The sequence below is a fragment of the Vibrio sp. CAU 1672 genome, assembly GCF_029223195.1.
Taxonomy (GTDB): Bacteria; Pseudomonadota; Gammaproteobacteria; order Enterobacterales; family Vibrionaceae; genus Vibrio.
In genome coordinates this window covers 84,677-100,789 of sequence record NZ_JARHUF010000005.1, presented here as the reverse complement: position 1 = coordinate 100,789, position 16,113 = coordinate 84,677, and the positions used below count along the sequence as shown (strand labels likewise).

The window sequence follows — 16,113 nt, the reverse complement described above, 5'->3', positions numbered from 1 at the left end:
TACGCCTCGTTCTCGCGGCGCAGGTCGTGGGGGCTCGATACTCCCCCTATAGGTATCGGGATGGTGTTACCATCGCAAAGATTTGCGTTGCCCTGGTGGTGGAATTGGTAGACACAAGGGATTTAAAATCCCTCGGCGTTCGCGCTGTGCCGGTTCAAGTCCGGCCCGGGGCACCATCAAAAGCGATGTGTGAGATATAAAATCTCGCCTCAGGCTGGCCGGCCGAGTGTCGGACCATCAAATCCGGCCCAGGCAGCATCAAACAACTATCGAAGGCGCGTTGGCAGAGTGGCTATGCAGCGGATTGCAAATCCGTGGACCTCGGTTCGACTCCGGGACGCGCCTCCATTTGCGACACTAGCTCAGTTGGTAGAGCGCAACCTTGCCAAGGTTGAGGTCACGAGTTCGAACCTCGTGTGTCGCTCCAGATTCAGAAAAGGCCCGGTAGAAATACCGGGCCTTTTTGCTTTGCCTGTTAGAGTAATCTTCCTGCAGGTTTAAACTCGTATCTTAAATGTGAGGTTTTCGGTCACTGATGTGATCGAGTATCTATAGTTAAAGCCTGTTGGTCTTTAGAGTATTGTTAATTATATCTGGTTACTTCATGATGATTTTTAACGGCTCAATTGACACTGCTTTGGTATCCAGTTTCGGCTGCAGTGACTTTAAGAAATTAATATCGCGTTCGCTTTTATTATTCGCGGTAATTGTGAGAGAATTACAGCCATCAGAGTGTATTTCTCCTACATATTTAATTTCTCCTGGCTCTAGTGTGAAAGAGGATGTTAAAAGAGGATCGGTAAATTCGAAGTATGGGTTTTGAGATTGTAACCAAAAATCATATTCTCCAGGCTTTATAATTGTTGAATAAACTTTGGCATATTCGCCTTTAAAATCGCTTTTAACAAAGCTGTTATTCAGTTGCATCGTACCAATGCTGGATAGCAGAGTAGGAGGTTGATTGGATTCCTTGATAACTATGGCTGATGAAAAGGAAGTACAGGTTTCATCGGCTGCTGTGGATACGATAAGAATAGCTTGTTGTTCGCTAAGATTGTTAGGGTCTACACTTAGGATGTTTGGGATGAGGGTGGGCGTTGCACACCCAGCCAATAAGGTGGTTGATAGTGTGGAAACACATAAAGCGATTCGTTTTTGCATTGATAACTCTTTTATAATTAAGCCTATGCCAGGGTGGCCGTTACTCTCGAGTGGTGTCGAGAACAAGCGAGACTATATATTATTCATCCCTATGCATTATTTTAACCTAATCACATACATAATGCTTCTAGGAAGTAATTACTGTAAATCTTAGTTTTTGACTTTGATTATTTGGAGTGAATGTTCTCTATAAGAATTGAGTCAGTCGATCATTTTGTTGTACATATATTTCCTGTACTGTATTCCAGCTTTAGAAATTAGTGTTAGGTTATCTAAGGGGGGGGCAGGAAAAGGCAACAGATAATGTTGTTCTGGGATATTACCGGGTACTGTGACTTGCTGTGTAAGGTAAATAAGGCAAAGGGAGCCATGCGGCTCCCAAGCAAGTGTGTCGTTAGAATTTGTATCCCAGGCCAAGGAATGTTGTGGTCACATCAAATTCGTGGTTGAAGAACTCAGGTGAAGTGGTGCGTACACCACCACGAACCAGCCAGCCTGAATCAAACTGATAGCCTAGTTCCAAACCAAGGTTCATTGCGCTGTCGCTTTCACTCATCAGTTCCAGTGACTCATAGCCAGATTTAGTCGCTTCCTGGCTGTACTCAATTGAACCGAAACCAAGTATACCGCCAACGTAGAAGTTGTTGTATACGTAGTATTTAGGTCTGATATTCAGATTAAACGCCGTGATACCTTCTTCAACATCGACGCTGATGATTTCCCAGTTCTTATTGAAGGCCTTACCGCTGCCGATCTTCTGGCTGCCGTAGTCAATGTACTCGATCTCTACACCTGTCACGAATTGTGAGCTAACCTGGAAGTCATAACCCAGGTTAACCGCAAATCCCATATCGAAATCAAAGGATTGCGAGCCACCATCCACTTCAGATTTGACACCATCAAGACCCAGATACCAACCTGCTGGTTCTGCTGCGTGAGCAGAAAAAGCGGTTCCCATAGCCACTGCCAGAATTGGAAGCATTTTTTTCATTTTTTTATTCCTTATAAATCATGCTATTAACGTCAATAGCACGGGCGGGAATTATAAGTAGCAGTGATGGTTTTGAAAGAGGTTTCATAAGAAAATGAGAACTCGATTACGTTTGGTGTAACAATATGCCATTTGTGGCACTCTCGATACGTAGTTTATTTTGTTTCTTTATGGTCAGAGGTTATGAATTGTGACCTGGCCATTCTCCGGTATATACCATCGATACTTGAGATCTGATGGTAACCACATGAATTTATCCGGATGAGAAGTAACTGGATTGGTTCTATTTTTATGTTTTTGTTTGAATGCGCGTTGGCAGAGTAGCTATGAAGCGGATTTCAAATCCGTGGACCTCGGTTCGACTCCGGGACACGCCTCCATTTTGATTAAGCCAGTCACTGACTGATTTTTTGGTACGCCAAATACGCGTAAAACTCTTCTGATAGAGTCTTCGGTCCCGTGCGTGCATTGACATTGTGTTAACCAGTTAGTGCTTAAGAATCCCCTTAAGTGGCAGAGTCGTAGACACAAATACCGTTACGTCCGGATGCCTTAACCTGCAGCAGGGCTTTATCGGCACAGCGCAGTAGTTGTTCAAAGTCGTGATTGCTATCCGCGTTGACGATGCCGGTACTGATTGAAACCGATAATTGATCGGCTACATGGGCATAATTGCGGCTGTTAACCGCTAAGCGGATTGCTTCGCAGATTGAATGCACGTCGTTGGGTTGCCAACCAACAAAGCCTAATACAAATTCTTCTCCGCCCCACCGGGCAACGAAACAATCGTCCGGGCAGGTTTGTCTGATATCACTGGCAACCTGTTGTAAGACTTGATCGCCAATCAAGTGAGTATGGTTGTCATTAATTTTCTTAAAATAGTCGATGTCCATAAGCGCAACCGATAAGGCTTTAGCTGGCTGCGAGCAGGACAGGTTTTTGTCTATCCATTCATCAAACGCGCGGCGATTTTTTAGCCCGGTTAACTGATCTTCTCTTGCCTGCTGCTCGAACGCAGCAGCTTGTTTTTGCAGAGCCTGCGTCTTTTGCATCACCTCTCGTTTCAGCCTCTGTTCAGAGAGTTTTAGCAAGTGCAACCGCCACCAGACCGAGAGGCCAATAGACGCAAACAGCAATAAAGTAAAAATAAACTGGACACTTTTTCTCTGCCACCAATGGGGCAAAATGCGAAATGAAATGCTTGTCTGGTTAACATGAGTCGGGTGATGGAGATAATACGCTTTGACGACAAAGCGGTACTCCCCCGGGGACAAGTTGGTATAGTCTGCGGTACCTTGTGTTTCCCTTTGGGTCCATTCAGATTCCAACCCTTCCAGTTTGGTCCGGTAACGAATGTGCTGAGTAGACAAATAGCCCAGGCCGACATAATCGAATGACACTTGTTGGGTTCCCGCCGGTAGTTCCAGAGGTTGTTTTTCATTGGGGTCAAGCCATGTCTGATCCACCCGCACTTTTTCTATCACAGTAGGAAAACTAGGCACCTCTATGCCTGAATAGTGCTGAGGGTTTGTTGAGGCGACACCTTTAGCCGTGGCAAACCACAAGGTTCCAGAGGCATCTACGGTTGCCGCAGGGCTTGAGCCTCCATTTGCCTGGGCCGTGCGCATGCCATCCCGTTCGTTATAATGCTCGAAGCGTAAACGGCTTTCTTTACCATCCGCGATAGCATGGGCCTGATCCATCGCAATACGCCATATTCCGCGATTTGAGGTTAACCAGAAATAGCCGTTTGAATCTGGCACAATCTGGAATAGCTTATCAATTGGCAGGCCACTATTTCGGCCGACCAGGCTCAGCTTTCCGTCGGAGAATCGATAGCGGACCAGCCCCCGATCCGTAGTCATCCACATATACTGATCCTGAGCGTAAAAGCCAAAAATGTATTCGGCCTCGTCCATAGTTTGCAGATCTAGGCTACGGACCCGATCTTGTTCAATCATGGCGACGCCCACACCGGTGCCGACCCAGACATGGCCGAGCTTATCCTCGGTTAAGGCCATGACATAGTTGTCTGGAAGACCATCCTTAGTGGTAAACAGGCGATGCTCCCCGTCATCAGAATACCTTACTAGCCCTGCTGTGGTTCCCACCCACAACCGGCCTTGCTTGTCTTCCATTAATGCACGGATTTCATTGGAGGGCAGGTCGTTGAGAGGCACAGGCTGAAGAGTCTGGTGATCGAAGCGAAACAGCCCTTGATTATAGGTGCCGACCCATACACCGCCACCCGCGCGAGGGGCCAGGCTAAGAACGGACAATGGTGCAGAGTTGGTAAGGTTTGATGTTTGAGGCTGGTAGTTACGAATCTGTTGTTGATGAATGACGCTGAGGCCGCGGCTTGAACCCACCACAATATCGCCGGAAGCTAATGCCAGAACGGTACGGATATAGTCTCCTGTCAGCCCGCGTTTTTTATCCCATATCGTGAAAGGAGCCTGATGCAGGCGAGTCAGGCCACCATTGGTGCCTATCCAGATACTGTGTTCACGATCTTGATACATCGATAATACGCGATTGTGGGACAACCCGGCATGCTCATCAAAAATGGTTAGCTCGTTACCGGCTAAACGGTAAACCCCTTTGTTGATGGTACCAAACCAATAATGCCCTTGGTCATCGGCCAAAATTCTGGTGACAAAAAGGCCGCTTAAACTCGGGTGTACAGGGGTAAGTTTGCCATTTTGATAGAACCAGGCACCATTTTTGCCCCCAAACACAATCCGCCCGTTGGCGTCTTCCAAGGCATCGTAAACCGGACTGCCTTTGAGTCCGTAAGACAGGCTGAGGTTTACGATGCCTTCAGGTGAGATGGAGTACAATCCTTTGCTGGTAGCCGCAAGTATTGTTCCGTTACCTCGGCGGGATATCTGGTAAACACTCAGTTCGGGTAAAATAGTTTGATCTGAAGCATTACTCTGCTCCCGAAAGAAGAGTCCTTCTCCCTCTAAGCCAATCCAAATTCCTCCATCTGGCTGGCGTAATACGGCGTTTACTAAGTTTTTGATCGGCGGTAACGGTTGCCAGGTATAGTGCTGGTGGTAGGTTAACCCGCCACGGACGCCGCCGGCCAATAACCCCCCTTGCTTGTCGGCGTATAAGGCGCGAACGCCGGAATCAATCAAGCCACTGTCAGGGCCACGGGTAAAGTGTTTAAATTCATGTCCATTAAACCGGGCAATGCCTTCCCAGGTCGCAAACCATAAGTAACCGTCCTGTGTCTGGGTTATCGCATTGATGCTGTTGTGTGGTAAACCGTCCCGGCTTGTCCAGGTTTCATAGAAATAGTCATTCAGGCTGGAAGCATGTGCTTGGGAAATGATGCCGAAACAGACTCCTAAAATCAGTAATCCGATCTTTATATTGTCTGTCCATGAATTTCCGCCCATGCCTGCCGTCTCACCTATTATAATTTAAACGACAAAGCATAGAGCAATTCATGGCTTAGCTCTATGACTTGAGTCTCGTTATCAGGGGGCGAAAGGCAATTAGCGATGTAGAGAACGATACCAATCCTTGTTTATTATTGAGAGTACAACATAGGGTCAGACTATATTTAGTTTTAAGTCTTCAAGCTATATTACAAAACCGTAATTACAAAACCGTAGATATCGCTGATGCTATGCGGAGAATTGCTTATCTTTGAGCATTGATTTGCCTCCGGGAGACATTTTCATTATTCGTTTATTTTAAGAAATGCATCACATTTGTTTACACATATACTCAGATTTAACAAATGTCACCGTTTACTGTTTTTGCCTTTTATTCGCCCTTACTGACGCCATGTGACATCAGCAAATGGCTATCCTCTCTGGCCATAATATGCGAGGTGGTGAGATAAATTATCTTCAATAAAATAAAGGCTTAGCGTTCCTTTGCTTCAGGTTGTCGTGGCTTCATTTATCGAGTTAGACGGATTTTAGATTTACTATTATTGGCCGGGGTTGACTTTTAACTGTCTGTACAAAATTTGATCTCTCTTCCATTATTGGTGCGGGTTGATTCATTCATTTTATAAATGTTAAATGTGTCAATAATTGTAGGCGTAGCTTGGTGATAGCGTTATTTGGTGAGTGATTCACGCTACCAGTGTCACAAATACTGGGTTGAAATTGGGATTACTTACGCTTAATTCGGGACCCGCCTTAGCTGGCAGGTGCGAATTTTCTTCATAACGTGAGAGAAAAGAAATAATGAAAGCTATAACATTTAAACGTGCAATTTTACCCTTATCCTTGCTGTTGTCTGCGCCGGTTTATGCGTACCAGAATGGTACCATGATGCAGTATTTCCATTGGTATGTGCCAAATGACGGAACATTATGGACACAAGTGGAAAATAACGCTGAATCGCTGGCGACAAATGGTATTACCGCGTTGTGGCTGCCACCTGCCTATAAAGGCGATGGCGGCAGCAATGATGTCGGTTACGGCGTATACGATATGTATGACTTGGGGGAGTTTGATCAAAAAGGCTCGGTAAGAACCAAATACGGTACCAAAGACCAGTACCTTAGTGCCATCCAGGCCGCACATGCCAACAACATTCAGGTCTATGGCGATGTGGTGTTTAACCACCGCGGTGGTGCCGACGGTAAGCTCTGGGTTGATACCAAAAAAGTGGACTGGGATAACCGTAACATCGAGCTGGGTGATAAATGGATTCAAGCCTGGGTAGATTTCACCTTCCCAGGGCGTGCTAATAAATATTCTTCATTCAAGTGGACCTGGTATCACTTTGATGGCGTCGATTACGATGATTCTGATGGTGAAAAAGCCATCTTTAAGTTTAAAGGTGAAGGTAAAGCCTGGGACTGGGACGTGAGTTCCGAAAAGGGCAACTATGATTACCTGATGTACGCCGATCTGGATATGGATCACCCGGAAGTGAAGCAAGAGCTGAAAGACTGGGGTGAATGGTACCTGAACATGACGGGTGTCGACGGGTTCCGTATGGACGCGGTCAAGCACATCAAATACCAGTACCTGCAGGAGTGGATTGACCATCTGCGCTGGAAAACCGGTAAGGAGCTGTTTACCGTCGGTGAATACTGGAACTATGACATTAACCAGTTGCACAACTTTATCACCAAAACATCCGGTAGCATGTCGTTATTCGATGCGCCTTTGCACATGAACTTCTATAACGCCTCCTTTGGCAACGGCAATTACGATATGCGCCAGATCATGGATGGCACCCTGATGAAAGATAACCCGACGAAAGCGGTAACATTGGTGGAAAACCATGATACCCAACCTTTGCAATCGCTGGAGTCCACCGTTAACTGGTGGTTTAAGCCACTGGCTTATGCATTTATCCTGCTGCGTGAAGAGGGTTACCCATCGGTGTTTTATGCTGATTACTATGGGGCGCAATACTCGGATAAAGGCCACGACATCAATATGGTCAAGATCCCACACATCGAGAAACTGGTGTCACTGCGTAAAGACTATGCGTACGGCACCCAGCACTCTTACCTGGATCACTGGGATATCATTGGCTGGACCCGCGAAGGTGATGCTGAACATCCAAACTCAATGGCGGTGATCATGACTGATGCTGCCGGTGGTACGAAATGGATGTACACTGGCCACGCCAACACCCGTTATGTTGACCAGCTTGGCAACCGTACTGAAGACGTGTGGACCAATGGTGATGGCTGGGCTGAATTCCCGGTTAACGGCGGTTCAGTTTCGGTTTGGGTTAGTGTGAATCAGTAAATATTGAGGTGTGATTGAAACAAGTGCTCACGAAATTTCGCGAGATATTTAAAATTAATCAGTGTCTTGTTTGATATTTTCCTGATCAATGCGTAAGTTATCAACGGGCATGATTAAAAGGGAAAATAGGCATGGAATCGATTTTCAATGTCATGATTGTTGCCATTGTATTTAGTGCGATTTTCGGTCGCGGGATTGTTAAAATGGTCCTTCAGCACCGTAAAGACGTTCGAACGCTGGAATTATCTGAGCGTAATACATTAGGCGAACAAGAACGCGAGCAGTTGCAGCAACAAATCGAGGCGTTAAAAACCCGCGTTGAAGTGCTTGAGCGGATCGTCACTGACCGCAAATATCAACTTGAAAATGAGATCGCGTCGCTATAACGTTAAAAGGCTGGATACTCCAGCCTTTTTTATGTTTAGCGTTCATCAAAGAAGTCTTTATTACGGATGTATTTGCTCATCAGGTGGTAAGAAAAGGGGCGGATTAACCAACTAAGCACAGAGCGGCCCAGGTGAATGAAAGTTGGCGTGTTTTCATAGACCCGTCCGTTATACAACCACAGCATTTTACCGACATGCCAGTAAAGCAGGGGGATGGGAGGCATAAACGTCACCACATCCAGATCGCAGCAAATGCGATAGGTTTTGTGGGCCAGACGATAACGCTGTTTGAAGTTCCAACCTCCAATTGCAGGCTGACCAAAGGTGACCACACGTTTAATACTTTTGGGGTACTGTTTTTCCATATAGTCAGCAAATACACAGCCGATGGCTCCGCCGGAGGAGTGCCCGGTGATGGTGAGGCGCTTGCCTTGCTGTATTAACGGCACTACTGCCTCTTCAAGCCGCTCAATTACTGACAGCCCGAGCCGGTCTTCATTTCTCGCCGGAGCACTTTCCTGACACAGCAAATGATAAAACCCGGCATGGATGCGATAATTCAGGCCCAACTGGCGGCAACTGCGCTTCCAGACAGTAAAATTGAGTAGCCAGTCCTCAAGGCTGTGAGAGCCTTTAATCACCACCACCACTTCCGTGCGCGTTTTACACCACAGGACCCTTATCATGGTTTTTCCGGACTTATTCTTGATCACTCTTTGCCCATTAGGGTCAAAACCATAGCGAGTATGTTTGAAAACACGTGGGTAGGCGAGGCTGCACAGTACTGCATAACGCTCATACTGGTATCGTTTTAAAGGTTTCACTATAAAGTCACTTTCGCTGCATCAGTCGGTCACTTTATTTGCCAATTATGAAGGACGGATGAATCCAGCTTGCGGCTATCGAAGGCAGTTGTTGCCGAAATTATCGGTGATTTACTTTGTGAATTTTTATGTGGCACGAGGTGATTGTTGTGCAGTCATCTCCCTGTTTATAAAAGAGATATTTAAAGTCGTTGATATAGGACAATTAAGTCTTCGCGTGGGTGAAAATAAATATTGTGAGCCAGGTTATAGGATTGAGTAAATACTTCTATAACCGCACACATAAAGTGGATTTTTGTAATACATTAGTAGTATGTATATAAGGGTATGGTTATTTAGCGTAGTCTAAATAAAGGTTGGAACTGCATGTTGTAATTGCCTTTTCCTCCGACTCGCCAGCGCCGGGGCATACTACATCAATTTACATTAGCACATTATGGAATGCTAATGTAAGTGGGCGGTGATTGACTCGGGTTGTGTTGCATGACGGGAAAGTAAGTGCTTCATGCTGGCTGTTACAGGTGGCGGGTAAACATGAAATTTCAGATGGTTTTACTGCTGGTGCTTTTGGTAAGTCCAGCACACGCATCAAGTGATGGGAAAGTCGAACCAGCAAGGCGCGAGGTGTCTTCGATAGCCGGGACTGCCGATCACTCGACTTTTGATATCTTAAACCAGGAGTTTGATTATGCGCCGGATGTGACTGAGGCGTGCCTCAGTTGCCACACCGAATCATCCAAACAGGTACATCAAACTTTTCACTGGAACTGGGCGAAGAAGGTTGATGGTATCGAGGTTGGCAAAGGTAAAAACGCGTTTAATAACTACTGTGTTTCCGCCCGGGGCAATGAAAGCTGCACTCAGTGTCACACAGGTTATGGCTGGCGTAATGAAGACTTCGACTTCGAGGCGGAAGAAAACGTGGACTGTTTAGTCTGCCACGATCAAACCGGCAGCTATAAAAAGTCGGCGATCTCTTCCGGGCATCCGTATTATGAAGATACCCAAGTTGGTGGCAGGCTTCAAAAAGCCATTGACCTTCAGTATGTTGCTCAGCATATCGGTAGCCCGCAACGAGAGAACTGCCTTGCCTGTCACGCGGTTGGTGGTGGTGGCAATGGGGTCAAACATGGTGATACTGATTTATCACTGATCAAGCCAGCTTTTGAACTGGATGTGCATATGAGCCCGGAGAAGCTGGATTTCAGTTGTCAGGATTGCCATACCACTAATGATCATAAGATCTCCGGCCGTTATTACGATCGAAAAGCATTCATTGACCATGAGCTGAGTAAAGGCCGCAGCGAGCGGCAAGGCAATAATGTGTCTTGTGAATCCTGCCATAGCGCAACCCCTCACCAGCAACGTGTAATAGATAACCACAGTGCGAAAGTCGCCTGTGCTTCATGCCATATCCCCGAAATGGCACGCGGCCCGTTCCTCACTAAACTGTCCTGGGACTGGTCTACCGCCGGACAAATGAAAGAGGGGAAACCGTTCACTGTTGATAAAGAGTTTGATGGTGTGGTTAACCATGCTTACATGAGCAAAAAAGGTACCTTTACCTGGGGTAGAAATGTTGTACCGCAATACCGCTGGTACAAAGGGGAGCTAAAACAGCTGACTCTGCGGGATACGATTGACCCTGCCAGCGCACCGGTTGATATCAACCCGCCAACCGGCAGTTACAACGATCCCGAAGCGCGCATCTGGCCATTCAAAATCCACCGCGGAAAACAGCCGTATGACACCCAACTGAACCGCATCTTACCCATCAAGTTGTATGGCCGGCCTGGTTCGGGGGCGTTCTGGACTGAGTATGACTGGCAAAAAGCACTGACCGCCGGGGCGAAGCTGAATGAGGTCGAGTTTAGTGGCCAGTATGACTTTATTGAAACCAATGGCTATTGGCCGATCAAACACATGGTGGCCCCAAAAGCGCAGTCGGTGGCCTGTGAATCTTGTCATAGCCTACAAAGCCGGCTTAACGGGCTTGATGACTTCTATTTGGTTGGGCGGGACAGCAATGTTTATGTCGAATACTTCGGCTGGATTGCCATTTGGGGCAGCCTGGCAGCCGTCATATTACACGCATTGACCCGGGTGGTGATGCTGCGCCGCAGAAATAACCAGTCAGGCCAGGACCATCAATGAGGCAGGATAAGACAATGAAAAAGACAATGATAATTTTTAAACGCTTTGAACGCTTCTGGCACTGGGGTCAGGCTGTTTTGGTATTGCTGCTTATCGCTACCGGCCTGGATATCCATGGCGCGATTCAGCTGTTTGGTTTTGCAACCAGCTCGTCACTGCATCACTGGGCAGGATTTATCTGGGCGGCAATGGTCATCCTGATTTTTACCTGGATCCTGACCACCGGAGAATGGAAACAGTTTGTTCCCCACACCCAAGGGATTGATGGGGTGATCCGCTTTTATCTTTATGGCGTTTTTGTCGGTGAGGCGCATCCACATCATATGACGCCGGAGAATAAGTTTAATCCGTTGCAGCGAATGGGTTACCTGGGATTGCTGTTTGTGTTAGTTCCGATTCAGGTCATTACCGGTGTGGTGTTCTTCTTCTTCCCGGAACTGCGCGCCGCAGGATACATCGATCAGATCGGAATGGTAGCGATCATTCATACCGTGACCGCCTACCTCATTGTAGCGTTTTTGATTGTCCATTTGTATCTGATCACGCTCGGGGCCAGGTTGTCGACCCACATTAAAGCGATGCTGACCGGCAAAGAGACCATAGACGAATAATTTCTACATATTGTGAAAAAGAGGTACTGATGATGAAAAAATTAATTTTGAGCTTAATGGTGGTGTTGGTTTCATTTGGTGCATCAGCGGATGCGGATAAAGGCCAGCAATATTACCTGAAATACCTTCGTCCTTATTTTGAATACAACGGCCAGGAGTTTGCCGCCCAGCATCTGAAGGTGGAGTGGAAACGCTATTTCAAAAAGGATGCGGAAAAATTCATCAAGAAATACAGCAAAAAGCATCCTGAGTCGGCAGAGTTTCTGGCCAGCGAAAAGTTTCAGAAGATTGCCCCGCATATCAAAGACTTCGCGGTTAAGTATGCAGCAGACAGTGGCGAACTGCCCAGCTGTAATTAGTTCACAAAAGGCAGAATTTGCAGATGTAATTCATAACGAATAAAGGGAAATAATTATGAATAAATGGCTCCCTCTTTCAGCAGTGGTCTCCTTGAGCCTCTCGCCGCTGGCATGGGCTGATGAGACGCTTCAGCAGCAAATCGATGATCTTCAGCAGCAGATCCGGGAACTGAAAATCGATACGGCCGGGCAGAACCTCAAGTTCGGTGTTGATTACCGGGTCACGATGGACTCGATAGAATACAAGATGGCAGATGGTTCAAAAGCCGATAACGACGATCTGATCTCGAACCGTTTGTGGCTCAACATGGGCTATCAATACAATGACAACCTCACTTTCATCGGTCAGCTTTCTTATAACAAGATTTTTGGTGAAAACCTGAACATGTACCCCGGCGAGAGCGGGATGCCTGATTTCGACTGGGTAATTAATCAAAATCTCACCGACAACTCAGTTAAAGTCCGTCAGGCCTATTTCCTCTACCATGGCAGCCAGTTTGCGGGGGTAAACGATTTGGGCTGGTCTTTCAGCCTGGGCCGAAGGCCTGCAACCGAAGGTTTTCTGGTTAACCACCGTGAAGGATTTGACGAGGCGCAGTCACCGCTTGGCCACTCTATCAATGTCGAGTTTGATGGGTTAAGCCTGAATACCAAGTGGGATGAGCTGACCGGTATTCCGGGGGCTGCGGTGAAGTTCTGTGCCGGCCGTGGCCTGAGCAACGCAACGACGCGTTTTACTCCCAGCGGAACGGATTATGCCGAGTCAGAAAACCAGACCGATGATACCGACTTTGTTGGCTTTATTTTTACCCCGTACAACAACGGCCAGTATGATCTTAAAGCCATGGTCTACCATGCGACCAATCTGATTGGTTATGACATCAATGAGGTCATGGCAGGGCAGTACACATTCCGCAGTTTCGGCAATCTGAACAATGCTACCGTGTCTCTGGAAGTGAACGGAATCGGTGAGCTGATCAATGATTTTTTAGATAGCTCCCGGGTGTTTGCCTCTTACTCGGTTTCACAGACCGATCCCGATGACTCGATGGCCATGCTGGGCTCAACTGATAAAGAGACCGGCTACTCCTACTGGTTAGGCGTTAACTTCCCAGGTTTTATGGAGAATGACTCGTTTGGAATCGAATTTAACCATGGTTCCAAGTACTGGCGATCATTCACTTATGGTGAGGATACCATGATTGGTTCTAAGCTGGCTGCCAGAGGCGATGCTGTTGAGGTTTACTATAACCTGCCGATCATTGATGAAGCCTGGGTTGCCCAGATCCGCTATACCCATATCAATTACGACTATACCGGCAGTAATGGCTTCTTTGGCAGTGCGTCCGGTACGCCGATGGACATGCAGACGGCGTTGGCAATGAGCCAGATGTTCGGCACCCCGCCGCCGGTAAAAGAAGCCAATGATTTGCGCTTGTTACTGCGCTACAAGTATTAACCCATTTCCAGCGCCGACTCCCTTATGCAGCTCGGTTCCAGGCTGCTTAAGGAGGTTAAATAATAGCCTGGGTGTCTTTAAAATGGAGGTTCCCCATGTTGAAAAAGCTCGTAGTACTGTTATCGCTGGCCATTACTCCCTTTGCTCTGATGGGGGCAGAGATTGTTGGTAAGGTCCAGTCGATTTCCGTTCAGGCAAAAGTGATTCAGTATATTAATCCCAAGACCACGCAAGTGGGTGTGATCAAGTTCAGCGATGATACCCAACTGCAAAGTGCCGAGTCTTTTGAGGAATTTACAGTTAACACCAAATTCAGGGCAACGGTAGATGACAAGATGTTCGCCACTACGATCAAACGGATTCTGGTTAAGCTGCCCAAAGAGCGGGTGATCTCCACCGATGAACTGGCAGAGATGATCGACGCTAATGCGCCGCTGTTTATTGGTGATGCCAGACCAAAAAGCAAATACGATCTTGGCCATATTCCCGGCGCCCGGCCGACACCGGCAAACCTGCTTGAACGCAACCTGAACTGGTTACCTGAGGATAAAGCAACCCCGTTGGTGTTCTACTGTGGCGGTGTGACCTGTCCGCTCAGCCCGAAGGCGATGTCGATTGCCATGGCCAACGGCTATAACAATGTCAGAGCGTATGTTGAGGGCTTCCCGGCCTGGAAGAAAGACGTTTATCCCGCACATGTTAATCCGGACTGGCTGGCGCAAAACCTTGATGCGCACCATATCATTCTGGATGTCAGGGCCATGCCCGTGACCTACATCAAAGGGGCCGTTCACCTGCCCGTTACGCAGTTGGTGGAGCAGCATGAGCAGTGGAACAAAGAGAAGTACCCAACCAGCAAGCGGACAATTTTTTCGCTCAGGGACAAGAAAGCCCCAATCACGATAGTTGCGGATCAGGCAACCAGTGATGAAGCGGTTGAAGCCTACGAGATCCTCACCTATTGGAAATTTAAAAATGTTGCGATTTTACAAGGCGGGTTTACTGCCTGGGCTGCGCAAAAACATGCGGTTGAGAGTGGCCCAATTGCCGGTCAGCTGAATTATGTTAAGAAGCTGGCAAAAGGTGCCATTGACGAACAAGAGTTTGTTAAAGCTGTGAAATCAGGTGATGCAACCATCATCGATGTGCGTTCAGCAGAGGAAGCCAGTCAGGGCCGGTTAAAACAGGCGGTGAACATTCCGCTCGAAACCCTGGATCAGCACTTGGAGCAAATTCCAAAAGCCGGCTTGGTTATTGTCCATTGCGCCGGCGGTGCGCGCGCTGCCCTGGCTTATACCACGCTGACCCAGTTAGGCTATAGCAACGTGAAATTTCTGGATGACACGCTGGAGGAGGTGGCGAAAGAGCACGGTATTAGCCTGATTTAAAGTTGAAAGCGTCTCAACCTGTATCCGGTGGTCATTCAGATCACCGGATTGACGGCCATAGTTAGCCGGCAGCATAGAAGCTTTGGAGCGCTTCGTTTTCGATATCCTGCTGGTAACGTTTGAGCTGTTTAATGATCGCGACACGCGCATCCTGATGCTGGTGCTGGGTGGTTTTCAGCAATGACTTGATTGCTTTTCGGATTGGGGAGGGGAGCTGCTTTTGTTGCAGTTGCTGCTCAAAAAAAGCAATTTGTGTTGATGTGTCATTAAACACTCCCAACTTATCCTGAAGTATTTTTAATTGGCTGATGTGCAGGCGGTGCACCTGATCGGTGAACACGCCGGAGTAAAACTCCAGCAGATAGCGCAGTTTTTTGCATTCAATCCGCAGCGCGTGGATGGCATCGTCCGGGCTGTCTTTATTCAGTTGCCGGCACTGTGTGACCACTTGCGCTAAATGCTCAGCAATGTTTTTTCTCGCAAAAGTAGCAGAACTTGCTTCAGACAACTCGTGGTCTGAGGCAAAGCTGCGTTTTAAGCTGTTTTCAACTGACATGCAGACACCGGTGTAATGGCGGCTTTCTAGCCAATGCGTGACGCGCTGATGCTCATTGCGTTGCTGCTCGCTGAGCAAACGGAACAGATCGGCTATGGCCTGGGGGGGCTGTGGCGCCATTTGCAGGTACTTTGGCCGTTCCAGCAAAAAAACATCCAGGTCGCGTAACTGGTTGGTCTGTTTCATTAATACTTTCAGCTGCTTTTTCAACAAGCGAACTTCAAAAGGTGGCAGCGCGTCTTCAAGTAATAACAGCAATGAGCGGGTGCGGCGCAGCGCTACCCGATATTGATGGTTATATTCAGGATCTTTACCTTGTTTCAGCCCCGTTTCCAATGAACGTGCATAGTTCACCTCATCAGACAGATATTGAGCAAACAGGATAGGGAAATCACAGTCATCGGTCAGTTTCAATGGTGTTTTATCCCGCTTAGGAAAAGACATGTTTAGGCCTCCACGCCTCCTGACATGCTTTTAATTGTAGCG

12 protein-coding genes and 3 tRNA genes are annotated in these 16,113 nt (G+C 47.4%); 10 read left to right on the top strand and 5 right to left on the bottom strand.

Going from position 1 to position 16,113, the window contains the following annotated elements:
* Positions 1-89 precede the first annotated feature (89 nt).
* From P2G85_RS06890 to P2G85_RS06880, 3 genes are all read left to right on the top strand, one after another.
* A tRNA-Leu gene (locus P2G85_RS06890) sits at positions 90-176 on the top strand.
* Positions 177-274: 98 nt separating this feature from the next.
* Positions 275-348: transfer RNA gene (locus tag P2G85_RS06885), tRNA-Cys, on the top strand.
* A gap of 3 nt (positions 349-351) precedes the next feature.
* A tRNA-Gly gene (locus P2G85_RS06880) sits at positions 352-427 on the top strand.
* A gap of 170 nt (positions 428-597) precedes the next feature.
* Here P2G85_RS06880 and P2G85_RS06875 read toward each other — a convergent pair.
* From P2G85_RS06875 to P2G85_RS06865, 3 genes are all read right to left on the bottom strand, one after another.
* Positions 598-1,161, bottom strand: a complete 564-nt coding sequence (locus P2G85_RS06875) for a hypothetical protein (protein ID WP_275863366.1) — start codon at positions 1,159-1,161, stop codon at positions 598-600.
* A gap of 394 nt (positions 1,162-1,555) precedes the next feature.
* The gene (locus P2G85_RS06870; protein ID WP_275863365.1) at positions 1,556-2,152 is read right to left on the bottom strand and encodes an outer membrane beta-barrel protein; all 597 of its coding nucleotides are present in this window, start codon (positions 2,150-2,152) and stop codon (positions 1,556-1,558) included.
* Between the two features lie 506 nt (positions 2,153-2,658).
* Positions 2,659-5,559 carry a ligand-binding sensor domain-containing diguanylate cyclase gene (locus P2G85_RS06865; protein WP_275863364.1) on the bottom strand — a complete coding sequence of 967 codons (2,901 nt, stop codon included), beginning with the start codon at positions 5,557-5,559 and terminating at the stop codon, positions 2,659-2,661.
* Between the two features lie 804 nt (positions 5,560-6,363).
* Here P2G85_RS06865 and amyS point away from each other — a divergent pair.
* On the top strand, positions 6,364-7,890 hold the full coding sequence (gene amyS / locus P2G85_RS06860) for an alpha-amylase (RefSeq protein WP_275863363.1): 1,527 nt from the start codon (positions 6,364-6,366) through the stop codon (positions 7,888-7,890).
* 131 nt (positions 7,891-8,021) lie between these two features.
* Positions 8,022-8,276: a nitrite reductase gene (locus P2G85_RS06855; protein WP_275863362.1), complete on the top strand. Its 255-nt coding sequence runs from the start codon at positions 8,022-8,024 to the stop codon at positions 8,274-8,276.
* Positions 8,277-8,311: 35 nt separating this feature from the next.
* Here P2G85_RS06855 and P2G85_RS06850 read toward each other — a convergent pair whose 3' ends face one another.
* On the bottom strand, positions 8,312-9,100 hold the full coding sequence (locus P2G85_RS06850) for a lipase (RefSeq protein ID WP_275863361.1): 789 nt from the start codon (positions 9,098-9,100) through the stop codon (positions 8,312-8,314).
* Positions 9,101-9,634: 534 nt separating this feature from the next.
* Here P2G85_RS06850 and P2G85_RS06845 point away from each other — a divergent pair.
* The 5 genes from P2G85_RS06845 (at position 9,635) to P2G85_RS06825 (ending at position 15,071) form a co-directional block, all read left to right on the top strand.
* Entirely contained in the window at positions 9,635-11,254 is a 1,620-nt protein-coding gene (locus P2G85_RS06845) for a tetrathionate reductase family octaheme c-type cytochrome (protein ID WP_275863360.1), read from the top strand.
* Positions 11,255-11,268: 14 nt separating this feature from the next.
* Positions 11,269-11,865 (top strand): cytochrome b/b6 domain-containing protein, encoded by a 597-nt coding sequence (locus P2G85_RS06840; RefSeq protein ID WP_275863359.1) that lies wholly within the window; start codon positions 11,269-11,271, stop codon positions 11,863-11,865.
* Between the two features lie 29 nt (positions 11,866-11,894).
* Positions 11,895-12,224, top strand: coding sequence for a hypothetical protein (locus P2G85_RS06835; protein ID WP_275863358.1), 330 nt, complete (start codon positions 11,895-11,897; stop codon positions 12,222-12,224).
* A 55-nt stretch (positions 12,225-12,279) separates the two neighbouring features.
* Positions 12,280-13,683, top strand: a complete 1,404-nt coding sequence (locus tag P2G85_RS06830) for a DUF3373 family protein (protein WP_275863357.1) — start codon at positions 12,280-12,282, stop codon at positions 13,681-13,683.
* A 95-nt stretch (positions 13,684-13,778) separates the two neighbouring features.
* Complete coding sequence (locus P2G85_RS06825; protein ID WP_275863356.1) at positions 13,779-15,071, top strand: rhodanese-like domain-containing protein; 1,293 nt, start codon at positions 13,779-13,781, stop codon at positions 15,069-15,071.
* Between the two features lie 61 nt (positions 15,072-15,132).
* Here P2G85_RS06825 and P2G85_RS06820 read toward each other — a convergent pair whose 3' ends face one another.
* Complete coding sequence (locus P2G85_RS06820; protein WP_275863355.1) at positions 15,133-16,071, bottom strand: CHAD domain-containing protein; 939 nt, start codon at positions 16,069-16,071, stop codon at positions 15,133-15,135.
* Positions 16,072-16,113: the final 42 nt, after the last annotated feature.